The organism is Thermodesulforhabdus norvegica, assembly GCF_900114975.1.
GTDB classification, from domain to species: Bacteria; Desulfobacterota; Syntrophobacteria; order Syntrophobacterales; family Thermodesulforhabdaceae; genus Thermodesulforhabdus; species Thermodesulforhabdus norvegica.
Genome location: NZ_FOUU01000001.1, coordinates 639775 through 661614 on the forward strand (window position 1 = coordinate 639775; position 21840 = coordinate 661614).

Genomic DNA, 21840 nt, shown 5'->3' on the forward strand with positions numbered 1-21840 from the left:
ATTCTTGCGCCCTGCGTTCAGTATTGACCCTAAGAGCCTGCATGCGATCCAATACCAGATTTCGCTCTGTTTGAGATTGCGCTGCACGCCATGTCCACGATGGTCTTCTGACCCTTTAGGGCTGCCAGCGCGATCTCCTTTTTACGAGATTGGCCTTCCACCTATGGATGTGGACCGTTTTAACGTCTTTCCCTTGCGTCACTGACTCCTCTTCCAGGACCGGTTTTAGCTCCCATTGGTGGCCCAGCAGGGCAGTGTAGTCTCGCTCCCGTTTACACACTATCCTGATTTTTACGGTGATTTTCAGGAATAGATCATGCATTAGAAAAAAGGACAACCGTCATCGGTTGTCCTGAAAGATTCCGTTCGGTAGCTTCGGGCCTAGTTTAACACGATTTCTTCTACTTTTTTGAGAATTCTTTTGGGGACCGGGTAGTCGTCTCGATTCAGGTAGAGCTTTAGAAGAATTGGATCGAACTCTATCTTTTCTGCAATTTCTTTGATGTCCAGCCCTTTCTGTTCAATGGCCTCTATGATCTTGATTTTTTCCTCCATTCTTCTGCCCTCCGTGGAAGTTGTGAGTTATAATCGGTCAAAAACCTCACGTTGAGTTTTTCCTGCCACGATACGAAGAACTCATCAAGAATTTTCTGAAAGGCTCTCTTTTTTGAGCTCTGAAAATGGTCTGTTCACTTTTCAAGATTTTTTAAAAAGGACATACTATAAGGCAAAATTACCATGCATCCTTTCAGAATCGTCAGTTTATTCTATTTTTCGATTACTCCTTTCGGTTAAGTTATTGGTAAGCGGGCTAAGGGGGCGTTACTTTCCGATATTTTTCACAATAGGCTTGCCCAAATTGATATAGTTACATAGTATGCAGCGTGAGCTATCTGGAAACCTTAAAAATATCACGAGACGGGGTGATGGGTGATGGTTGAAATCAGGTTGCACGGTCGAGGTGGACAGGGTGCCGTTACGTCGGCAGAACTTACCGCTCTGGCCGCGATTTCCAAGGGGCTTTACGCACAGGCTTTTCCGAGCTTTGGTCCCGAGCGGCGTGGAGCTCCCGTGATGGCCTTCGTGAGGGTCAGCGAAGAGCCGATTCTTACGCGGGAGAAGGTTTACGAACCCGATATCGTCGTGGTTCTTGATCCAAGCCTTATGGAGATTGTTGATGTTCAGGCAGGACTCAAGGACGGTGGCTGGTTGATCGTCAATACGAAGAGTTCTCCCAGGGAAGTTAAGGAGAAGTATGGAGTCAAAGCTCATGTTGCTACCGTCGATGCGATGAAAATAGCAATGGAGGTTCTTCGGGTGCCCATTACCAACACCACCATGCTCGGTGCATTGGTGAAGGCCAGTGGGGTGGTTCCCCTGGAAAGCTTTGAAGAACCCATCAAGGAGAGATTCGGCCCGTTGGGAGAAAAGAATTTTGCCGCCTGTAAGAAAGCATTTGAAGAAACTGAGCTGGAGGAGTGACCCGTGGCTAAGGAAACAGGAATCTGTAGCTGGAAGGAACTTGCTCTGGGTGCGGCCATAGTGACGCCGGGGAATGCTTCAGAGCTGAAAACCGGCGACTGGCGTTCGATGCGCCCGGTGGTGGATTACGAAAAGTGCATAAAGTGCGGTCGATGCTACATCCTTTGTCCTGATATGGTCTATACGCCCCGAGATGATGGCTATTACGAGCTTAATTACTACTACTGCAAAGGGTGTGGCATCTGCGCCAACGAGTGCCCAAAGGATGCTATCGAAATGGTTGAGGAGGGGCGATAATGGGAAAACGAGTGGGAATGGAGGTCTCCATAGCCGCTGCGGAGACCATTGCTCTTATAGATGTGGACGTGGTGGCCGCCTATCCCATCACGCCACAGACTCATATAGTTGAGCATTTGTCGGAGCTTGTGGCTAACGGCCATCTGGACGCTGAGTTTATTCCCGTTGAGTCAGAACACAGTGCAATGAGTACTTGCGTGGGGGCTGCCGCTGCCGGAGCAAGAACCTTTACCTCCACAAGCTCCCAGGGATATGCCCTTATGGTGGAGATTTGTTACATTGCTTCAAGTATGAGGCTTCCGATAGTCATGGCCGTGGCCAACCGGTCTCTGAGTGCTCCGATCAGCATCTGGAACGATCATTCAGATATGATGCTGGCTCGCGATACAGGATGGATCCAGACGGTTGCCGAAAATGGGCAGGATGTCGTGGACCTTCTCATTCATGCCTATCGTGTTGCAGAAGACCATCGTGTTCTTCTTCCCGTGATGGTCAATCTCGACGGCTTTATTCTCACTCATATGATTGAACCCATCTATCTTCCTTCCAGGGAAGAAGTTCAGGCCTATCTTCCACCTTATAAGCCTCTTTTGAGATTGGACCCCGATAACCCCGTTACAATGGGGCCCGTCGGCGTTCCTGAGGTCTATACGGAGGCGAAGAAGGCTCAGGATGAAGCACTCAAAAATGCGAAACCCGTAATACTTGAAGCCTGGGACGAGTTTGAGAAGCATTTCGGCAGACGCTATCGTCCCGTTGAGGTTTATAAAGCCGATGATGCAGAAACCTTGCTCCTCACGGTGGGGAGCATCTCCGAGACGGCCATGCAGGCCGTGGACATTATGAGGGATAAGGGGCGTAAGGTTGGGCTTGCAAGGCTTCGCCTTTACAGACCCTTTCCCGTAGAAGAGCTTGTAAGTGTGGTTAAGAAGGCAAAAAATTTAATTGTCGTCGATAGGGCTTTAGGTTTTAACGGTCACGTGGGACCTCTCTGCATGGAAGTGAAGTCCACGCTCTTTGACCACGGGATCCGCCCCTACGTAATGAACTACGTGGCGGGACTCGGCGGGAGAGATGTTACCGTTGAAGATTTCGTTTCGATGGTTGATTCAACCGAGCAGAAGGCAAGGGCAAAGGAACCCATGACCTACGAGATTATTAATGTGAGGGAATAAATGAGCACGGCAGCAGAAGCACTTAAGGATTTTAAAGGCTTTTCAATGAAAAACATTCCGGAGTTTGAGCCCATATCCCCGGGGCACAGGGCCTGTCAGGGTTGTGTTGAGATGCTGGGGCTCAGGCTTGCTCTGAAGGCTCTGGGGAAGAACGTGATCGTTGCCTCGGCAACGGGTTGCATGGAAATAGTTACTTCGCCTTACCCGCAAACGGCCTGGCGCGTGCCCTGGATACATGTTGCTTTTGAAAATGCAGCGGCCGTTATAAGCGGTGTGGAAGCGGCTTATAAGGCTCTGGCCAGGAAGGGGAAAATTGAGAACAAAAACGTTGTTTTTGTGGGTTACGGCGGTGATGGCGGAACCGCTGACATAGGCCTTCAGGCTTTAAGCGGTGCTCTGGAAAGGGGACATAACATCGTTTACCTGTGTTTGGATAATGAAGCTTACATGAATACGGGAATTCAGCGCTCCTCTTCCACTCCTTATGGCGCCATGACCACGACATCCCCGCCTGGGAAAAAGAGTATAGGTCAGGCTACCTGGAAGAAGAACCTTCCGGCTATTGCGGCGGCTCATGGAATTCCCTATGTTGCGACGGCGTCACCGGCCTATCCGATTGATCTCATGAATAAGGTCAAGAAAGCGGCACTGGTCCCGGGGCCGGCCTATGTCCACATCTTTGCCGTTTGTCCTACAGGGTGGCGACATGACAGCAACATTGCTATTGAAGTGGCAAAAATGGCCGTTGCGACAAACGTTTTTCCGCTTTATGAGGTCATAGACGGTAAGTGGATCCTCTCGAGAAAAAATCCAAAACCCAAGCCCGTTAAAGAGTATTTGAAGCTTCAGAGAAGATTCCGTCATCTCACAGATGAAGAGATAGCAAAGATTCAGGCTCGGGTTGACCAGGAGTGGCGTGCGCTCCTTGAACGGTGTGGTGTAACAGAAGAGACTGGGGAAAAGGAAAAAGGAGAATCCGAGTAATCCCGGCTCCGGCGGGCCGCAAGCCCGCCGGGGTGACCTGCCCCATACCCATAGCGGCCATCCCGAATTAACGGCGGAACTGCGTTTCTACCTATAAGCCCGGCATCTAAATCTCCGGATTTGCTTGATAATTTAAGAAACAGCTCTGTTTGCCAATTACGATGTTGCCAAGGAAACGGGTCATGGTGCATGTTATGCTCGTTTCCTGAAGAATTACGTAAGGAAGGCTTCGTGGACCGGCGAACGAGGATGGAAAACTTTGTAATACGAAAAGCGAAGATCGGTGACGTCAGGGCCATTCAGGACCTCATAATGCCTTACGCCAGGGAAGGGCGGCTTTTACCCCGCTCCTTGAGTGAGCTGTATTCCCGCATCCGGGATTTTTTCGTCTGTGAGGATAACGGCCGAATAGTGGGGTGTTGTGGCCTTCATATTGTGTGGGAGGATCTTGCCGAAATAACAAGTCTTGCCGTAAACAAGGAATTTCACGGTCGTGGTATAGGAAGGTCTCTCGTCCAGGCCTGCATAGAAGAAGCTGAAGAGCTGGGTATTCCGCGCCTTTTTGTTCTCACCTATGAAGAGGAATTTTTTCGTAAGCTCGGTTTTCAGATCGTCGACAAAAACATCTTTCCTCAGAAAATCTGGGTGGATTGCCTGAAATGCCCCAAATTTCCCGAGTGTGATGAAGTGGCTTTGCTTTTCAACGTGAGTGCTCCCCAAGAATCTTCTTGAAAGCCGTCACTATGTAACCATCGTCTTCGGGTAATAGAGTCCTCACATCCATTAAGAGGGCATCGTTTTCGACTCGAACGATAATGGGTGGCTTATTCGACCTCAGCAATTTCTCTATACGCGAAGCCGATGAACACCTTACCGATACCGCCCAGGAAGGAAGATCCTGTTCCGGAAGCGACCCGCCTCCGACTCTTGAAACGGTGGGCTCAACCCCGATGAAATACCTCTCCCCAGAAGCACCGTCTTCCGCAGAGGAAATGGCCTCTGTGAGCAACCCTGCCAGTTTCCTGGCCCTCTCTTCCAGTTCGTGAAGTGGTGTTGCAATCATCCTGAGGGTTGGGATGTTCTTTATTGCCGTAGCTTCGTCGAGATAAAGCCTCAGGGTGGCTTCAAGAGCTGCAAGCGTCAGCTTATCTACCCTGAAAGCCCTGGTCATGGGATTCTTTTTGCATTTCTCGACGAGCTCTTTTTTGCCCACGATTATCCCGGCCTGAGGACCTCCGAGTAACTTGTCTCCACTGAAGGTTACCAGATCCATACCTTCGGCAAGTTCGGTCTGCACCACGGGTTCGTCTCTGAGGCCGAAGCGGCTGAGATCGATGAAGCAACCGCTTCCCATATCTTCTACCGCAAGAAGCCCCTTTCGGTGTGCAAGCTCCGCTATTTCTGCCGTGCTCACTTCTTTCGTAAAGCCCACTATTCTGTAATTGCTTTTGTGGACCTTCAGTATCATAGCCGTGTTTTCGGAAATGGCCCCTTCGTAGTCTCTGAGATGAGTTCTGTTGGTGCAACCCACTTCCTTGAGTACAGCCCCGCTTTTGGCCATGACGTCGGGCATCCTGAAGGAGCCCCCGATTTCGACCAGTTCGCCTCTGGAAACTATGACCTCGCGGCCCTGAGCAAGAGTGTTGAGAACCAGAAATACCGCTGCGGCATTGTTGTTTACGACCAGGGCTCCTTCGGCACCGGTGATTTCCGCTATCAAACTTTCCGCATGAACGTATCGGGAACCCCGTTTTCCTCCGGCAAGGTCGTATTCAAGATTGTTGTACCGGGAAGCTATCTCGCAAACCCTGTCGATGGCCTCGGTCGGCAGAAGAGATCTTCCAAGGTTCGTGTGAATAATGACGCCTGTGGCGTTGATGACGGGTCTTAACGTCCATTCAAGCCTGTTTTTGACGGCGGCAGTTACTTCTTCGACGATTTCTTCTATCGAGGGCGGTTCAAGGTGTCCATAGCCGTTAGTAAGTTTTTTGCGCCGGGCCTCGAGGACCTCTCGTATGGAGTTCACGACAATTTTCCGGGGGCAACCGTCAAGAAGCTTTTTCACTTCCCGATGATGAAGCAGGCGGTCAACCGACGGGAGCCTTTTCAATACCTCCTGTAATTCGTTATCCGATCTCCGGTCTTTCATTGTCGACAACCCTTTTCAACGTTTGGTCTGTTCTATATAAAATAGAAACCCGGAAAGGTAATGTACCTTACTTGGGTACAGATAAAATTTCAAGCTGCCCTCTGAGGTGTGCTGTTCTGGAGTGAAGGAATATGCCCCATCTGACCGAAGCGACGGAGAGTTTTTCTCCGGGGAATTCGGCTTCCCGTTCTGCTAATCTGGAGACCCTCTGGCGTACTTTGTCTTCTCTGAAGGGGCAGGTTTCCCTTCATGGGCTCAATCTGAGCGCCCTCGGCTACGTTTCCGTTCGGCTTCTTTCTCTGGCAAAGGCACACATAGTTTTGGTCGTGCCCGAGGAAAAGGAACAGGAGCTTTTGACGGAGGGTGTTGAATTTTTCCTTCAGAATCGGAATGCCAAAAGGGAGGAAGCGGCTTTCTCCGAGCGTTTGCTCGTCTTTCCACCCAAGTTCGCCTATCGGGGGGTATGGTCCGGTCAGGCCCACGATGCCGCACAGAGGATGAAAACCCTGACACGATTGCTGTGGAATAACACTCCCGGGATATTTGTCGTTCCTGCCAGATCACTTCTCGAGAAAACGCTTCCCAGAGAAGTGCTGGAGGAATCGCTCATGCACATCCGGGTCGGTGAGGAACTGCCGGCCGATTTTGAGCAAGTTGTGTATTCCTGGGGGTATGTCAGGGTTAACCTGGTGGAAGAGCCCGGCGATTGGAGCAGGCGCGGTGACCTGTACGATCTTTATACTCCTCTTTATACATGGCCGATCCGCATAGAGGTATGGGGAAATCAGGTTGAATCAATCCGCTTTTTTCATCCCTCCAGTCAGCGGTCTCTGGGAAAAGCCGACGATGTCTTTATAGTACCTTGTCGTGAAATTATAGTCGACGAAGAGGCTCGGGAAAGGGCGAGCCGCATTCTGATGGAAGATGTGGAAGCAGGACTCGTGGAAGCTTCCGCTCTGCCTTACTGGTTGAAGAGAATAAACGATGGCTCCTGGAAAGATAACGAACGCATGATCGGGACATGTTACGAGAGCCTGGGCATTCTGTCTGACTACTTCCCCGTCAATAGCATCTGGATCTGGTGGGATGCGGACAGGACAGAAAGCGTGCTCAGGGAGTACTATGATCAGCAACTCTCCGAGTTGTTGGGAAGCGGGGACGGAAAGCGAAGGGAGCAGGAATGGCGACAGCCTGTTGATCGGTGGCTTGAGTCTCCGGAGGCCATATACCGTAGCCTGAAGAGCTTCAGGCATATATGGTGCGATGACCTCCGATACTCCGACGAAAGCGAAAGGCCTGTGATCCGGGTAGATGTTCGGGGAATGGAGTTTCTCAAGGAGTCGCTCAGGGCTGTTCGTCCCGGTGAGAGACTTCTTGAACCTCTGGTAAGGTCTCTGACTGCGTGGAAGGAAAGTCACGTGAGGGCTGTCATCGTTTGCGGGCACAAACACAGAGCCGAACGATTGAAGCAACTTCTTTCGGAGTACGATCTTCCGGTTGATCTTTTAGATGGTCCGGCAGCCTGGGAGTCTTTGCCTCCGGGTTCCTTATTTATCACTACGGGACGTTTGTCCCGTGGTTTTGAGTGGCCGGCAGAGTACATGGCCGTCCTATCAGAGGAGGAGCTTTTCGGTCGGGGTCGGCGGAGCCGACGTGGCGGTAGCGGTGTTAAGGGAATTGCTCTCAGTTCTTTTCAGGATCTTTCCGAAGGGGACTACGTTGTCCACGTGGATCACGGTATAGGAAGATACCGTGGGCTGGTTCGCCTGAAGAGTGAAGGCTTCGAAGGCGATTTTCTTCTCATTGAGTACATGGATGAGGATAAGCTCTATGTGCCGGTGGAAAAGCTCCATAAGGTGCAGAAGTATGTCGGTGTGGACGATGCTCCGCCGAGGATAGATAGGCTTGGTGGGAAACACTGGGAGACGGCAAAAAAGAAGGCTCGCGAATCCGCCGAAAAGATCGCAGAGGAGCTTTTGAGAATTTACGCTCTCCGTCAGGTAAAAGAGGGTTATGCCTTCTCACCACCCGATCGCCTTTACCATGAATTTGAAGCCCTGTTCCCCTTTGAGGAAACCCCAGATCAGCTTAAGGCCATTGAGGATGTGCTGGCCGACATGATGAGCCCCAGGCCTGCCGATCGCCTCATCTGCGGGGATGTCGGTTTCGGCAAAACCGAAGTGGCCCTTCGTGCCGCCTTCAAGGCCGTTATGGACGGAAAGCAGGTAGCGGTCCTGGTGCCCACGACCGTTCTTGCCGAACAGCACTTCAGAACCTTCAGCGAAAGGTTTGCTCCTTTTCCCGTAACCGTTGAACTTTTGAGTCGCTTCAGAACACCGGCTCAGCAGAAAAAGGTCATAGAGGGATTGAAAAAAGGAACGGTGGATATAGTTATAGGAACTCACAGATTGCTCCAGAGGGATGTGGCTTTTCGTGACCTTGGGCTCCTGATAATCGACGAAGAACACCGCTTTGGAGTTAAGCATAAGGAGCGATTAAAGGAGCTTCGAGTATCCGTTGACGTGATAACGCTTACGGCAACGCCAATTCCCCGAACCCTGCACATGGCACTTTCGGGTATTCGGGATCTTTCCGTAATAGAAACGCCGCCGGAGGATCGTAAAGCCGTTAAGACCTTTTTGATTGATTTTGACGAGGCTGTTATACGGGATGCCATAAGGAAGGAGCTATCCCGGGGAGGGCAGGTCTTTTTTGTTCATAACCATGTTCAAAACATTCAGCAGATGGCGGAGTTCATCCGGAAACTCGTGCCCGAAGCCAGAGTCGGCGTGGCTCACGGTCAGATGAAAGAACGAGAGCTGGAAAAAGCCATGATGGCCTTTGTTCGTGGAGAAACCGATGTGCTGGTCTGCACCACCATAATAGAGTCTGGACTGGATATACCCAGGGCCAATACAATCATAATCAACCGGGCAGATCGCTTCGGGCTTGCGCAGATGTATCAGCTCAGAGGCCGTGTGGGCAGATCCGATGAACAGGCCTATGCCTATCTAATCATCCCGGGAGAACATCTCATAACGAAAGATGCCCGTAAAAGGCTTAGAGCCCTGCTGGATTTCAGTGATCTTGGGAGCGGTTTTAAAATCGCCATGAACGACCTCCAGATCAGAGGGGGCGGCACAATTCTGGGATCGGCTCAGTCGGGTCATATCGCCGCAGTGGGGTATGAGCTTTATCTTGAGCTCGTTCAGGAAATGATTCGCAGACTCAAAGGGGACTCTCCGGAGGAAGTGCCGGAGCCGGAAATAAAAGTAGCGGCTTCCGCTTTTCTACCGGATGAATACATCCCCGATACTTCTCAACGGCTTGTGGCGTATAAAAAACTTGCTTCGGCTTCGACGGAAGAAGATATTAACGAACTGGTTAAGGAGTGGCGTGACCGTTTCGGAACGCTTCCGACTCAGGCCAAGAACCTGATAATGCTGGCCAAGATCAGGCTTCTTATGAAAGAGCTCGGAATATTGAGGATTGAAGAAACGGGAGAACGGTTTAGAATATGCTTCGTAAAGAAAGATGAAGAAGGGAAATTTTCGAGCTGGGCCTCTGATAAGGGTATCAGTGTTCACAAACATCCCGAAGGTGGCCTGTTGATAAGTGTTCCTCATGAGAAGATGCTTTACAGGTTGGCTTTCCTGAAAAGAACTTTGCACTCTTTCTGGGAGCGTGATAGGTCAGAGAAAAAATCTTTAAAAGCCTAGGAGATGACCGATAATGAAAAAATTCTTTAATCGGGATTACAGGTCCGTTCTATACTTGGTTTCTCTGTTGCTCTGTGTTTTTTGCAATCCTTTAAAAGCTGAGGTTCTGGATCGTATAGTGGCCGTTGTTAACGATGAGATAATACTGTACAGTGATCTCAGGGCCGAAATAGCCTTTATTAAAAGAAATTCTCCCAGGCCGATTCCTCTGCCCCAATCGGTTCTGGAAAGAGAAGTGCTCAGGCAAATGGTTGAGGAAAAGCTGGTAGAACAGGAAATGAAACGGTTGAAAATAAAGGTTGACGAATCGGAGGTGGATGCGGCCGTTGAGAGTATAAAACAGTCGAACGGCTGGAGTGATGATCAATTTGAGTATGTTCTCAAGCAACAGGGCATGAGTATTGATGACTTCAGAAAGGAAATTCGCAGGGAACTGGAGCGCTCTCGACTTATGGAACGCGTCTTCCAATCCAGAACGGTTATAACCGATGATCAGATTGAAGAATATTTGCGTGAACACGGGGGGCAACTGAGTTCGGGAAGGGTCAATCTGTCGATCATATTCATACCTTCTGAAGAGAGAGTAAATAAAACGGCGGAAGATATTCTCAGAGAGATTCAAAAGGGGGCTGATTTTTACGAACTGGCGAGGAAATACTCAAAAGGACCTGCGGCGGATCAGGGCGGCAGGGTTGGGTGGATGAGCCTGGACGAGCTCGCCGAGCCGATAAAAGAGGCCGTCTCCGGACTTTCGCCTGGCCAGGTATCGGAAGTGATTTCTCTTGATGCAGGCGACTTCATTGTTAGACTGGAAGAAAGAGAAACCTACTCACCCGGTACCATAACAGAGCGTGATAGAGAAAAGATCCGAAGGCTTCTTTTTAATCAGGAAGTGAATAAAAAATTTAAAGAATGGATGCAAGATTTGATGAAAAGGTCTTATGTGAAAATAATGTTATAAAAAATCAGATAAAATGACTTCTGATACATTACAAAGATACAAAAGCCCTGCCGAACTTGGAAATGCCCTGAAAGCGCTGAGGGAAGAAGCGGGGCATTCTCTTGATTATGTTTCTTCGGAAACGAACATAGCAGTAGATGTATTGAAGTGTCTTGAAGAGGGACGCTGGGAGCGGCTGGGATCAAAGTTTCTGGTAAAAAGCTTCATCAGAATGTATTGTCAGGCCATCAAAACATCGCCCAGGCCTTTTATTGAGGCAATCGAAAATATAGACGAATCATATCGAAGAGATTACTACTTTGAGCGGCTTTTACAGCGTAAACCAAGACGCATAAAAAATAAGAGCCGCCTTGTCTTTTATGCAACTGTTGTTCTGATTTCTTCGCTTGTGGTATCCGGTGGGGTTTACCTGTTTCACAGGTCAAATCGGCTTCCTGCACCGAACCCTGAAGCCGTACATAATTTTGTTCCCCCCTTGCCGGAAGTTACTCGTGAGGAGGAAGCAAAGGAGCCTCAGAAGTCAGTACTCCCCTCTGTTGGTGTGGTCGATCGGGAGAACAGTTCTTTAGAAGCCTTATCGCAGAAAGGCGAAATAATGTCGGGGAATGAAGGACCCCCTTTGGCCTCGGTTATGGAAAAGGGTGAAAGGGATGTCAGAGCCCCGGAGCTTGGGAATGCTGAGACATTGCAGAAAGTTGAGGACAACTCTCTTCGGGTAAAAGCTCTTGAGGAGGCCTGGGTTCGAATATGGGTTGATGAAGAAAAGCCCGTAAGCAGGCTGCTGGCGTCGGGTGAGGAGTTGCAGTTCGCCGATGCCGTTAAGGCCAGGCTTATTCTCGGCAATGCAGGGGGTACTGAGATTATATGGCACGGCGAGAAGTTGCCTCCCGCCGGAAAACGAGGTCAGGTGGTAAGGCTCACACTTCCGGACGACATTCCCCGAATTAAAAAACAGCCATGAAATTTATCACGACCAGAGCTGTTATCCTGCAGACGAAGGATGCAAACGAAGCCGATGTAATCGTCGATTTTCTGGATGAAAAAGGTACTCGTCTGAGGGCTCTGGCAAAACACGGAAGACGAAGCCGGAAAAGATTTGTAAACGCTTTTGGCACCCTTTCCCTTGTAACTCTCAGGTATCGGCACTATGGGGATCGGTTATGGCTTGAAGATGGTAAGCTTGAAAAGGCCTTTTCCCTCGGTGACGACCCGCCTCTGGTTGCCGGACTCAAGGATCTGGTTCGTGAAGTTCTGCTTAATCTGCTCCCTGAGGGTGAGGGTAATCCGGAGAATTTTTTTCTTCTGCTGGGTTTTCTCAATGCTCTTGCCTCCAGGCAGGCCGAAAGGTCGGTCGAATTGACCGATATTTTTTTATTGCGTCAAACTGCCATCTCCGGCTACCTCCCTGCTTTTGATAGATGCGACATATGCGGCGCCGACCTCAGTTCTGTGAGAAGATGGGTATGGCAACTGAGCCCATTCAGGGTTACCTGTGCGACACATTTCCTTTCGGGGACGATGAAATGGGAGTGGGACGGGGAAATTTTGAGTATTATAAAAAGCTCTATTTCATTCCCGGTGGGGAGGTTGTGGAATATCAGAATGTCGGCCTTTAAAGCACCGGTACTTTTGAAAAATATCTGTTCGTGGCTGGAGATGCTGATTTCGAAAGAACTTAAAAGCTACAGGTGGATTTTAGAAAGAGGGCTTAAGGAGACAACATGAGTTCTTCGTGGATTGTGGAATTTAGAGAGTGGATGGTGGGACAGTCTCTCCTTGCCTTTATAGCAGCTTTCTGGGGCGGAGTTCTCGCAAGCTTTACACCCTGCACCTATCCTGTTTTGCCCATAACGGTGGCTTATATAGGGCACCAGGCTTCACGAGACAAAAGAAGAGTATTGTTTTATTCGGCCCTTTACGCTACAGGCCTTGCGGTTACTTACACGACCCTGGGCATCGTTGCAACATTGACCGGGAAATTATTCGGATCCTGGGTCGGTAATAGGTGGCTTTACCTCGTTGTTGGAAACATCTGCATCCTGGCGGCATTGATTATGCTGGAAGTTTTTCACGTCCGTCCGCCTTCGTGGCTCAGGAATTTGGGTCGGAGTAAGAATTCCTGGGGGGGACTGGGCGCTTTTAGCATGGGAGTGACCTCTGCACTTATTATAGGCCCCTGTACTACACCGATACTCGGAGTTCTGCTGTCGATGGCGGCTGCGAAACAAAATCTACCGTGGACTATTTCGGTCTTTCTGGCCTTTTCCTACGGACTTGCTTTCATTGTCGTTATTGCCGGGATCTTTGCGGGCTTACTGACGGCGCTCCCCTCTTCAGGACCATGGCTCAGATTTATCCAGAAAGCCCTTGCCATGTGCATGTTTGCCGTAGGGGAGTACTTTATATTCAAAGCCGGTACCTTGAGTTGAATAATCCCTGGAGAGGATTTTAAAGATGAAGAAGCTTTTCGTTCTTGCCGTGATTGTGGTCTTCGGTGCGGGTGTTATCATGGCTTTATGGCATAAATCTCCTAAGTATGAAGAGATAGAGCTGGCCCCACAGGGGATCGGCTCCAGCGTGGTTGCTCCCGATTTCAGATTGCCAAAGATTTCCGGCGGCTACGTGTCTCTTTCGGAAGTTTTGCAAAGCCGGCCTGTTTTGCTTTATTTCTGGGCTACCTGGTGTCCCATGTGTTCTCGTTTAAGGCCGGACGTGGAGGCATTGAGAAAAAAGATAGACGGTGAAAAACTTGCCATTTTTGCGGTGAATATCGGGGTTAATGATCCCATAGAGCGGGTGGTACGATACGTTAAGGAGAATAGGGTAAGTTTGCCCGTCCTCTACGACAGGAAAGGCGAGGTAAGTGCCCGGTACGGTGCTTTTGGTGTTCCTCTTTTTGTCCTCATAAATTCCGATGGTAAAATAATTTACTGGGGCCATGAGCTTCCCGACGTTTTGGGTTTTTTTAAAAGCAGAAGCTAGTCCACATATTCCGGGAGTTGATGTATGAAGGATGTACTGGCTGTCGTTATGGCCGGGGGAAGGGGCGAGAGGCTTCGCCCTCTCACGGAAGATAGATGCAAACCTGCAGTACCTTTCGGTGGAATTTATCGGCTGATAGATATTCCTTTGAGCAATTGTGTTAATTCTGGAATCTACAAAATCCTTGTGTTTCCACAGTATAAGTCACAATCCCTGGTCGATCATCTTGAAGAAGGCTGGCTTCCTTACTTTTCCCGCCCCCTGGGGCACTACATGAAGATTGTCGCTCCCCAACAGCGGATGGGGGAGCAATGGTATAGGGGAACGGCCGATTCCGTGCGGCAGAATATGTATCTGATAGAACGGGAACACCCCCGTCATGTTCTGATCCTTTCGGGGGATCACGTTTACAAAATGGATTACTCGGCTTTCCGAAAATATCATGAAGAAAAAGAGGCAGACGTTACGGTAAGTCTTCTTGAAGTGGATATTTCTTTTGCTCATGAGTTCGGGATTGCTCAGGTAGATGACGATTTTAGGATAATTGACTTTGAAGAAAAACCCCGGGAACCCAAAGCCATTCCCGGAGATCCCGACCATGCTCTCGCTTCCATGGGTATTTATATCTTTCGATGGCAGGTACTGGAGGAGGTGCTGAAAGGGAGTGATGCTGAGGATTTCGGGAAGGAAATCATACCGGAGCTTATAAAGCGCTATCGCGTTTACGCTTATCCCTATCGCGCAATGAATCGAATACGTGATTACGTTTACGAACCCACGGATCAGGAAGGAATTCGAAGAAAAGTCCTGATGTCTCGAACCCGTGACTCGGCCTACTGGAGAGATGTGGGAACGATTGATGCCTACTGGAATGCCAATATGGATTTAACCGGTGTGGATCCCTTTTTCAGCCTGTACGGAGAGCTGTGGCCGCTACGGACACTTCATCGTTCTTATCCACCTGCAAAGTTCGTTTTTAACGATCGAGCTAAAAAGAGGGTAGGGGCTGCCTACGATTCGATCATCTCTCCGGGATGTATCGTCAGCGGCGGTACGGTGAGGCATTCCGTACTGGGCTATAATGTTTATGTTCACAGCTTCGCCGAAGTGGATGAATCGGTGATCCTTGATAATGTGGAGATTGGAAGGCATTGCCGCATAAAGAAGGCCATAATTGACAAGGATAACAACATACCTCCGGGAACGGAGATCGGCATAAATCCTCGAGAAGATATGAAAACCTTTCATGTCACCCCACGGGGCATTGTGGTGGTGCCCAAAGCATTCTTCCGATGATGACGGAAAAGATCGGATGGAGATTTTTTGCAAAAAAAAGAGATTGAGAGATTTTGAGTTCGCCGGGTAATGGTCTGTCCTTTTTCGAAGTGCTGGTTTCTATCGGATTATTAACCAATCAGCCCTTTTCTCAAAAATTGTGGTAGTTCAAATCATTAGGATTGGTTTCTTCATAACTATTGAACCCCAGAGCTTATATCTCAACCCGGACGAACATGAATCGACGGGGTACAATTCGCCCTAATCGGCTTTGATCTGAATCCGCCGATAATGTATCTGAAAGAAGCAATAGCATGAAGGGCCTCTTGGAAATGAAGAGACGCTTTAATCGTATCTTGTCTTTTAAATAGCGGATTATCGTAAGCTGGGTGGTGGTGAGTAATGCCTTCGGAAGTGGATGGCTGGACGATCGTCAAACAAAAGCTGGAAGGTTCATTACCCCGTGGACAGTTCGACCTGTGGATTGCTCCGCTGGAATTTTGCGGCATTGAAGGCAATTCTATTCGTCTGGGCTGCCGTAACAACTTCCATGTTCAGTGGCTGAAGGAACGTTTACAGCGGAAAATTCTTGATGCCATCAGGTCCGTCTTCCCCGATATCCGAGATATCCGATACGAGATTGCATCAGGGCGGATCAAAGGCGAGGAGAAGGGACCGCGGGAAGATGACTACGCCTTGCCGGGATCTCAGAGAGAACCCGTGGGGCGGCAGCTGTCAATAAACGATGTTCTTGAGGTACGGCCTTCACCCTTTAACCCTAGATTTACCTTCGACCATTTTGTTGTTGGAACCTGCAATCAACTCGCCTACGCATCTTCTATGGCCGTTGCCACAGGCCAGTCCTTTAATGTGCCTTCTCTCTATCTCCTTTCCGACTCCGGCCTGGGAAAGAGCCATCTGTCTCATGCCGTCGGCAACTACGTTCTGAAAAAGAATCCCCGATTGAAGGTCAGGTACGTTACCGCAGAGCAGTTCACCAACGAGATGATAGCGGCTCTTAAGAACGATCGTATGGAGAGCTTCAAAAAGAAATACCGGGCTTCATGTGACATCTTGCTTCTGGAAAGAATAGAATTTCTGAGCGGAAAGGAAAAAATTCAGTCGGAATTGCTCTACACCATAGATGAATTACTTGATAGAGGAAAAAAAATAATATGTACCGGTAGCAGACTTCCCAGGGAAATACCCAGACTCCATGAGGACCTTAAATCCCGGCTCTCCGGTGTGCTGGTAGCGCCCATAGAACCGCCCGATTTTGACACACGATTTAGAATTCTTCAGAAGAAGGCTTCACAGGAAGGAGTTAAAATCCCCCTGAAGGTTCTCGAATTCATGGCAGGCCATATCGAAGGCGATGTGAGGAAGCTGGAAAGCTGTCTGATCGGTCTCATAGCCAAAAGCAATATTTTGGGTGTTCCCATCGACATCGGACTGGCTCGAGATGTCGTTGCCATGGTCTACGAACGACTTCCCAGGGTTGATATTGCATTAATACAACAACTGGTCTGCGAAACCTTTGATGTAACACCTCAGGAGTTGGCATCGCCCAGCCGGAAAAAACGGGTTGCCCTGGCCAGAAAAATAGCTTTTTATCTGTGCCGTGAATATACCCGTGAAAGCCTGCAAACCATAGGCAGTGCCTTTAATCGTAACCACAGTACGGTTGTATATGCCGTAAATGATGTGAAAAAGAAGCTTTCGGGCGGAAAAAGCTCTTTAGGGAAATACGTGGATCTGATATCCAGAAAGCTAAAAATCCGATGCGCCTTTCCCGAATAGAGCAACATATAGGTCTCTGCGAAAGTCTTTAGACAGCCTTATGACAAGCTTGCTCATGGAAGAAGCAAAGACCTCAGGGCTGTTGTGATGATACTCCGGACTGCTGTAGGAGTATCGCCTGGACAGAATAACCTTTCTTAGACGGTCGCTCCATAGTTGAAGGGTTGCCTGTAGTTCTGCCCTGAAGTTTCCGTTTTCCATCTGAACCCAGCTGAATTTTTCAATTCGGCCTGAGATTCCGTAAAAGGGCTCGGGACCGGCTGTACCCCTCTCGACTATCTGGACTCTGCCGTCCGAAAAGAGATCTTTCAGAAGGAAATCACGGACTAACATCGGTGGAGACGCTATCCATTGATGACGGTCCGACAGGCTGACACCGACGGGAGGGATCTCCACGACCATTCGTCTTTCGCCAAAGGGATAGGAAGACCGGAATTTCATGATGCTAACCACGGGTAAAAAAGGGCCGGTCTGCAAATTTTTGAAATCAACGGGGTGATATTCATAAAAGAGGCCGTAAAACAGCGGAGCTTCTTGATGATTTAAAAAACCCAAACTACAACCCCAGATCACGGTAAACATGATGGTTACGCAGATCGATCGCTTCATCTTTCCCATTCTCACTTTTTATGGCCTTTATTCGTTGATTCAAAGGGATCGCTTTTTCTTGGAACTAATAGTATTCGGGACGGTTCCGCTCTCAGGTCTTCGACGGTGAGACTCAATTGTTCAACGGACATTCGCAGATCCTCAAGCACCGAGGTCAGCATAACCTGTAGTGCTTCCAGGGTTTTCTGCGTGTTTACCACGAGGTCCCGGGTTTCTCTTATGGCCTGGTTTAAGGAAGCTACATCGAGAGACCTGGCTTTCTGAGTCGTGGTTGTTAAGGCCAGTCTGCTTTCTTTTAACAGAGCTTCTATTTCGTCGGCATAGTCTTCCAGGCGTTCCCTGTTTGCAACGACCTTAAGATTTTCTGAAATGCTCGAAAGATTTTCAGAAAAAATCCTCAGGGACCTTATCATTTCGCCGAACTCTTCTTCTGAAACGGCGCTTCTGAGCTCCTTCGCCAGAGCGCTCCATTGGGATACGAGCCCTTCAATGTTCAGAGACTCGATCCTGGAATAAAGGGTTTCCAGGCTTCTTTTTAGAAGGGCAAACTCGGAGGGATAGCTTCGAATAACGGGATATGGTGGAGAAAAGGTAATAACGGGGCTTAACTTTTCCGCATCTTCAGGAGCACGATCTATTTCCAGAAATCTCAAACCCGTTATCCCCTGTTCCCTCAACCTTACCACCACATCCTCATCGACGACCAGATCCGGCTTAAGATGCAAAAGGACTTCTATAAGGCGGCCGTCAGGGGCTATTCCGATCCGGCCGACACGACCCACCGGAACTCCTCTGTAGTTTATCACGGCATCCTTCTGAAGCCCTTTCACCGATTCGTCGAAATAGGTCGCGTAGGTTTTATATTCTTCAAAAAAGTGGGACAGCCCGATCCACAAAAAGAGACCAACAATTAAAGACAGGCAGATCAGCGTAAAGACGCCCACATAGACGGTTTTTACCCGGCGGCTCATGTCTTAAGTCTCCCACGGGCAAAGAAAGCCCGCACGATGGGATTTTCGTGCTCCTTTAGCTCCTCAACGGTTCCCGTGGCAAGTATCCCCCTTACACTTCGGTCAAGCATAATACATCGATCGGAGATTCTTTCTATACTGGAAAGTTCATGGGTCACAACCACCATGGTAATCCCGAGGTTTCGGTTCAGATCCAGTAAAAGGTGGTCTATTTCGGATGCCGTTATCGGGTCTAGACCGGCCAGAGGTTCGTCACAGAAAAGCAGCGGTGGATCCATAACGAGGGCCCGTGCAAGACCTGCTCGCTTTTTCATGCCGCCGCTGAGCTCTGAAGGTAAATAATTCGCGTATCCTTCAAGCCCCACCGTTCTAAGCTTCTCATAGACCATGTCGTTTATCCAATCTTCCGGCCAGGCCGTGTGTTCCCTTAAGGGCAGAGCAACGTTTTCGTAGAGTGAAAGAGATCCAATGAGACCGCTGGCCTGGAATAGCACTCCCATCTTTAGCCTGACATCCAGAGTAAATCCCTCGATGGTGACGTTCTTTCCGAATAGGAAAACACTTCCCTCGATGGGGCTCAGCAGACCCACCAGGCACTTTAAGAGGGTGCTTTTGCCGCATCCGCTTGTGCCGAGGACGGTAACTATTTCACCTTTATCAACGGAAAGGGATACCCTCACCAGAGTGGGTTCACCACCATATCCGACCGTCAGGTTTTCCGTCCGAAGCACTTCACCGTCTTTACCATCCAAAAGCATGTGCCAGCACCGTTACAAATGCATCTATCAATATCACTGCGAAAAGGGCATTGATTACGGCCCGGGTCGTCTGTCTCCCCACGCTATCAGCACTTATGCCGGTTCTGAGTCCCATGTAACAGCCTATTAAGCCGGCGGCCAGCGCAAAAAGGACACTTTTAAGAAAACCTACCCAGAGGTCCGTAAGAGTGAGAATGCCGTAAACCTCCTGCAAAAAAGAGTAGGGGGTGACATCGAGCCCAAGGGAGGCGACCATCATTCCGCCCGACAATCCGGCTCCAAGAGACCATGCGGTAAGAAGCGGCCCTGCAAGGGCTGCGCTAAGCACTCTGGGGATCACCAGATAGTCTAAAATGTTGATGTTCAATACCTTGAGGGCGTCGAGTTCTTCGTTAACCTTCATCGTACCGATTTCGGCCGTGAAGGCGGAAGTGGTTCTGCCCACCATAAGTATTGCCGTTATCAGCGGCGCTAACTCCCTTGCCATGGCAAGGGCCACCAGATCGGCAACAAAAATGTTGGCTCCAAATTGCCGAAGCTGAACTGCCGCCTGAAAAGCCGTAACGAGCCCAATCAAAAAACTCATAAGCCCTACAATGGGCATGGCTCTGGCACCGGTATGTTCAAGCTGATAAAGCCATTCACCAAAACGAAATTTGGTACGGAGCGTCAAAAGGTTTACGAAATGAAGCAAAAGCATCCCGACAAACCTGGAACAATCCTCGTATTGCTTCAGCAGATCTAAAATTTTTGCACCGAGCGCATCCAGAATGGAAATGGGGAAGGAATATCCCTGCCCGTTGAGTTCCCGAGGGAAGTCTTTGAGCGGTTTCTCCGCTTTTTCCACTACGGGAAGCACGGCACCTTCAACCACGATTTCACAAGGAACTCCGCGGTCGGCAGATAAGGAATCCAGTTTCTTGAGGAAAATTCTCAGTGCCCCTCCACGGGGAACCCCGGAACCTATTCTCACGCGAAGGGGCCTTGTTCTTTTATCCAGTAAGGAAGCTATTTGCCGGTAGTGAAAAAGGAAATCGTCTGGTGACCGTATATTATCAACGATATACTCATCTTTCACATTTGCGACGTTCAAATTATTCGGCATTCATCTTGTTACGAAGTACACTTGAACAGCGGAAGGTTACAACTCTCCTGCCGGGAAGCATCATTGCTTCTCCGGTCTGGGGGTTCCTGCCACGACGAGGGCTCTTGGCTCTGACGGCAAACTTACCAAAGCCACTGATAAGCACATCTTCCCCGTTTTCCAGGCTCTGCTTCATTATCTCGAAAATCGTTTCAACGATCCTTGCACAATCCGTCTTTGTCAGCTTTCCGTAGGCTCTCTGAAAAAGTCGCTCCACAATATGAGCCTTTGTAACGGTCATGTGATCCTCCCCGTTTGTCCCATCAGGTACATGTTCTTTGTAAAATTTCATGAATGCATAACAGAAAAGAAGGGGTTTCTCAAGAAAAATCGATTGCTTGCAAAGTCAAACCTCTTATCCGTTTGCGGAAACGGCTCCTATTTCAACGGGAAGCCCTTTGGCCTGCCATTTAGTCCATCCGTCAGGAAAAAGGAGAACGTTTTTAAAACCGGCCGACTTCAGCACATCCGCTACGTCCGCTCCAACATTCCCTTCGGCATCACCGTCGTAAACTATTATCATTGTATCGGGAGATAGTCCTTTAAAATACATTTCCAGGGCAAGCGCTACCTGATCTATGGGAACGTTTAAAGCCCCGGGAATATGACCCATCATAAAGGCAACGGGCGATCTCGCATCCACAAAGATTGCGGCGTTTTTGAAGAAAAAGGCCGAGCTTTCTTCAAGACTTACGATTTCCTGGCTTTTGGCTTCGGCGTGGCATACCCGGGTCTGCTTAAAACAGTCCGTTCCGAAGAGCCGCAGTTTGTCCTTTCTGATATGGTTTACGGCAAGTCCGGTGGTTGATGCCAGCACGAGTATGATAAAAGCTTCAAGGAGGATTTTTTTGTAGTCTCCCTTCACGGTGACATCTCCTGCTAAATAAAACCGTGTTCTTTCAGGAAATCCTCGTTTATCCTGTCTCCTGTGGGAATTCTTGTGTTCCAGCCCTTGAGGAGTTTTTCCACATACTTCCCGATTATATCCACTTCTATATTCACACGATCCCCCACTTTCAGAAGACCTATGTTGGTCATTGCGGCCGTGTGAGGGATTATGTTGACATCGAAAAGGGAGCCCCTGCAGGAATTAACGGTAAGGCTTACTCCGTTTACGGTTATGGATCCTTTTTCCACCACGTATTTCGCAAGATCCGCCGGTATTCGGAAGGAAAACCGTACAGACCGGCCTTCCTCATACCGCTCCGTTACAACACCCACGGCATCCACATGGCCCATGACTATGTGACCGCCGAACCTGTCACCAAGTCTTAAAGCCCTTTCAAGATTGACTTTATCACCCGGTTTTCTATCTCCGATAGTGGTTCGTCTCAGGGTTTCCGAAGAGACGTCGGCGGCAAAAACCGAACCGTCCCAGGCAACGACCGTGAGGCACGCCCCGTCTATGGCTATACTTTCCCCCGGAATAATTTCTCCGGGATCGAAGTCGGGTCTTATGAAAATTCTTTTATCGACACCCTGTGGATTTATCCTCACCACGGTTCCCAGACCTTCAACGAGACCGGTAAACATC

General features: G+C 49.3%; 22 protein-coding genes. 13 read left to right on the forward strand and 9 right to left on the reverse strand.

Annotation, left to right across the window (positions count from 1 at the left end; all coding sequences use genetic code 11):
* Window positions 1–381: 381 nt before the first annotated feature.
* Complete coding sequence (locus BM091_RS13840) at window positions 382–555, reverse strand: hypothetical protein (RefSeq protein ID WP_177193502.1); 174 nt, start codon at window positions 553–555, stop codon at window positions 382–384.
* A 378-nt stretch (window positions 556–933) separates the two neighbouring features.
* Between BM091_RS13840 and BM091_RS03100 the strand changes: the two genes are divergently transcribed.
* The 5 genes from BM091_RS03100 to BM091_RS03120 all read left to right on the forward strand — a co-directional run bounded on the left by BM091_RS03100 (window position 934) and on the right by BM091_RS03120 (window position 4670).
* On the forward strand, window positions 934–1482 hold the full coding sequence (locus BM091_RS03100) for a pyruvate ferredoxin oxidoreductase subunit gamma (protein ID WP_093393386.1): 549 nt from the start codon (window positions 934–936) through the stop codon (window positions 1480–1482).
* Window positions 1483–1485: 3 nt separating this feature from the next.
* Window positions 1486–1779, forward strand: a complete 294-nt coding sequence (porD, locus tag BM091_RS03105) for a pyruvate synthase subunit PorD (RefSeq protein WP_093393387.1) — start codon at window positions 1486–1488, stop codon at window positions 1777–1779.
* The gene (locus BM091_RS03110) at window positions 1779–2954 is read left to right on the forward strand and encodes a transketolase C-terminal domain-containing protein (RefSeq protein ID WP_093393389.1); all 1176 of its coding nucleotides are present in this window, start codon (window positions 1779–1781) and stop codon (window positions 2952–2954) included. Before porD ends, BM091_RS03110 begins: the two co-directional genes overlap by 1 nt.
* Window positions 2955–3938, forward strand: a complete 984-nt coding sequence (gene porB / locus BM091_RS03115; protein ID WP_093393390.1) for a pyruvate synthase subunit PorB — start codon at window positions 2955–2957, stop codon at window positions 3936–3938.
* A gap of 249 nt (window positions 3939–4187) precedes the next feature.
* Window positions 4188–4670, forward strand: coding sequence for an N-acetyltransferase (locus BM091_RS03120; RefSeq protein ID WP_093393533.1), 483 nt, complete (start codon window positions 4188–4190; stop codon window positions 4668–4670).
* On the opposite strand, the gene selA is transcribed toward BM091_RS03120, so the two are convergent.
* On the reverse strand, window positions 4639–6087 hold the full coding sequence (selA, locus tag BM091_RS03125; RefSeq protein WP_093393392.1) for an L-seryl-tRNA(Sec) selenium transferase: 1449 nt from the start codon (window positions 6085–6087) through the stop codon (window positions 4639–4641). The genes BM091_RS03120 and selA overlap by 32 nt on opposite strands.
* Window positions 6088–6218: 131 nt before the next feature.
* On the opposite strand from selA, the gene mfd reads away from it, so the two are divergent.
* The 8 genes from mfd (at window position 6219) to dnaA (ending at window position 16824) form a co-directional block, all read left to right on the forward strand.
* Window positions 6219–9806 (forward strand): transcription-repair coupling factor, encoded by a 3588-nt coding sequence (mfd, locus tag BM091_RS03130; protein WP_093393393.1) that lies wholly within the window; start codon window positions 6219–6221, stop codon window positions 9804–9806.
* A gap of 13 nt (window positions 9807–9819) precedes the next feature.
* On the forward strand, window positions 9820–10767 hold the full coding sequence (locus BM091_RS03135; protein WP_093393395.1) for a peptidylprolyl isomerase: 948 nt from the start codon (window positions 9820–9822) through the stop codon (window positions 10765–10767).
* 13 nt (window positions 10768–10780) lie between these two features.
* Window positions 10781–11728 (forward strand): helix-turn-helix domain-containing protein, encoded by a 948-nt coding sequence (locus BM091_RS03140; protein ID WP_093393396.1) that lies wholly within the window; start codon window positions 10781–10783, stop codon window positions 11726–11728.
* The gene (gene recO, locus BM091_RS03145; protein ID WP_093393398.1) at window positions 11725–12492 is read left to right on the forward strand and encodes a DNA repair protein RecO; all 768 of its coding nucleotides are present in this window, start codon (window positions 11725–11727) and stop codon (window positions 12490–12492) included. Before BM091_RS03140 ends, recO begins: the two co-directional genes overlap by 4 nt.
* Window positions 12489–13196, forward strand: coding sequence for a cytochrome c biogenesis protein CcdA (locus tag BM091_RS03150; protein WP_093393399.1), 708 nt, complete (start codon window positions 12489–12491; stop codon window positions 13194–13196). The genes recO and BM091_RS03150 overlap by 4 nt, the downstream gene beginning before the upstream one ends.
* A gap of 25 nt (window positions 13197–13221) precedes the next feature.
* Window positions 13222–13749 carry a peroxiredoxin family protein gene (locus BM091_RS03155; protein ID WP_093393401.1) on the forward strand — a complete coding sequence of 176 codons (528 nt, stop codon included), beginning with the start codon at window positions 13222–13224 and terminating at the stop codon, window positions 13747–13749.
* Between the two features lie 24 nt (window positions 13750–13773).
* Complete coding sequence (glgC, locus tag BM091_RS03160) at window positions 13774–15045, forward strand: glucose-1-phosphate adenylyltransferase (protein ID WP_093393402.1); 1272 nt, start codon at window positions 13774–13776, stop codon at window positions 15043–15045.
* Between the two features lie 381 nt (window positions 15046–15426).
* Complete coding sequence (gene dnaA / locus BM091_RS03165; RefSeq protein ID WP_093393404.1) at window positions 15427–16824, forward strand: chromosomal replication initiator protein DnaA; 1398 nt, start codon at window positions 15427–15429, stop codon at window positions 16822–16824.
* Here the strand turns inward: dnaA and BM091_RS03170 are convergent.
* The 7 genes from BM091_RS03170 to BM091_RS03200 all read right to left on the reverse strand — a co-directional run bounded on the left by BM091_RS03170 (window position 16795) and on the right by BM091_RS03200 (window position 21839).
* The gene (locus tag BM091_RS03170) at window positions 16795–17433 is read right to left on the reverse strand and encodes an ABC-type transport auxiliary lipoprotein family protein (RefSeq protein WP_177193503.1); all 639 of its coding nucleotides are present in this window, start codon (window positions 17431–17433) and stop codon (window positions 16795–16797) included. The two genes, dnaA and BM091_RS03170, sit on opposite strands and share 30 nt — an antisense overlap.
* Window positions 17434–17444: 11 nt before the next feature.
* The gene (locus tag BM091_RS03175; protein WP_093393407.1) at window positions 17445–18404 is read right to left on the reverse strand and encodes an MlaD family protein; all 960 of its coding nucleotides are present in this window, start codon (window positions 18402–18404) and stop codon (window positions 17445–17447) included.
* Window positions 18401–19162: an ABC transporter ATP-binding protein gene (locus tag BM091_RS03180; protein ID WP_093393409.1), complete on the reverse strand. Its 762-nt coding sequence runs from the start codon at window positions 19160–19162 to the stop codon at window positions 18401–18403. The genes BM091_RS03175 and BM091_RS03180 overlap by 4 nt, the downstream gene beginning before the upstream one ends.
* Window positions 19146–20135, reverse strand: a complete 990-nt coding sequence (locus BM091_RS03185) for an MlaE family ABC transporter permease (protein ID WP_177193504.1) — start codon at window positions 20133–20135, stop codon at window positions 19146–19148. The genes BM091_RS03180 and BM091_RS03185 overlap by 17 nt, the downstream gene beginning before the upstream one ends.
* A 121-nt stretch (window positions 20136–20256) precedes the next feature.
* The gene (locus BM091_RS03190) at window positions 20257–20547 is read right to left on the reverse strand and encodes an integration host factor subunit alpha (RefSeq protein ID WP_093393411.1); all 291 of its coding nucleotides are present in this window, start codon (window positions 20545–20547) and stop codon (window positions 20257–20259) included.
* 114 nt (window positions 20548–20661) lie between these two features.
* Window positions 20662–21171: a rhodanese-like domain-containing protein gene (locus BM091_RS03195; protein WP_093393413.1), complete on the reverse strand. Its 510-nt coding sequence runs from the start codon at window positions 21169–21171 to the stop codon at window positions 20662–20664.
* Window positions 21172–21185: 14 nt separating this feature from the next.
* Window positions 21186–21839, reverse strand: coding sequence for a riboflavin synthase (locus tag BM091_RS03200; RefSeq protein ID WP_093393414.1), 654 nt, complete (start codon window positions 21837–21839; stop codon window positions 21186–21188).
* Window position 21840: the final 1 nt, after the last annotated feature.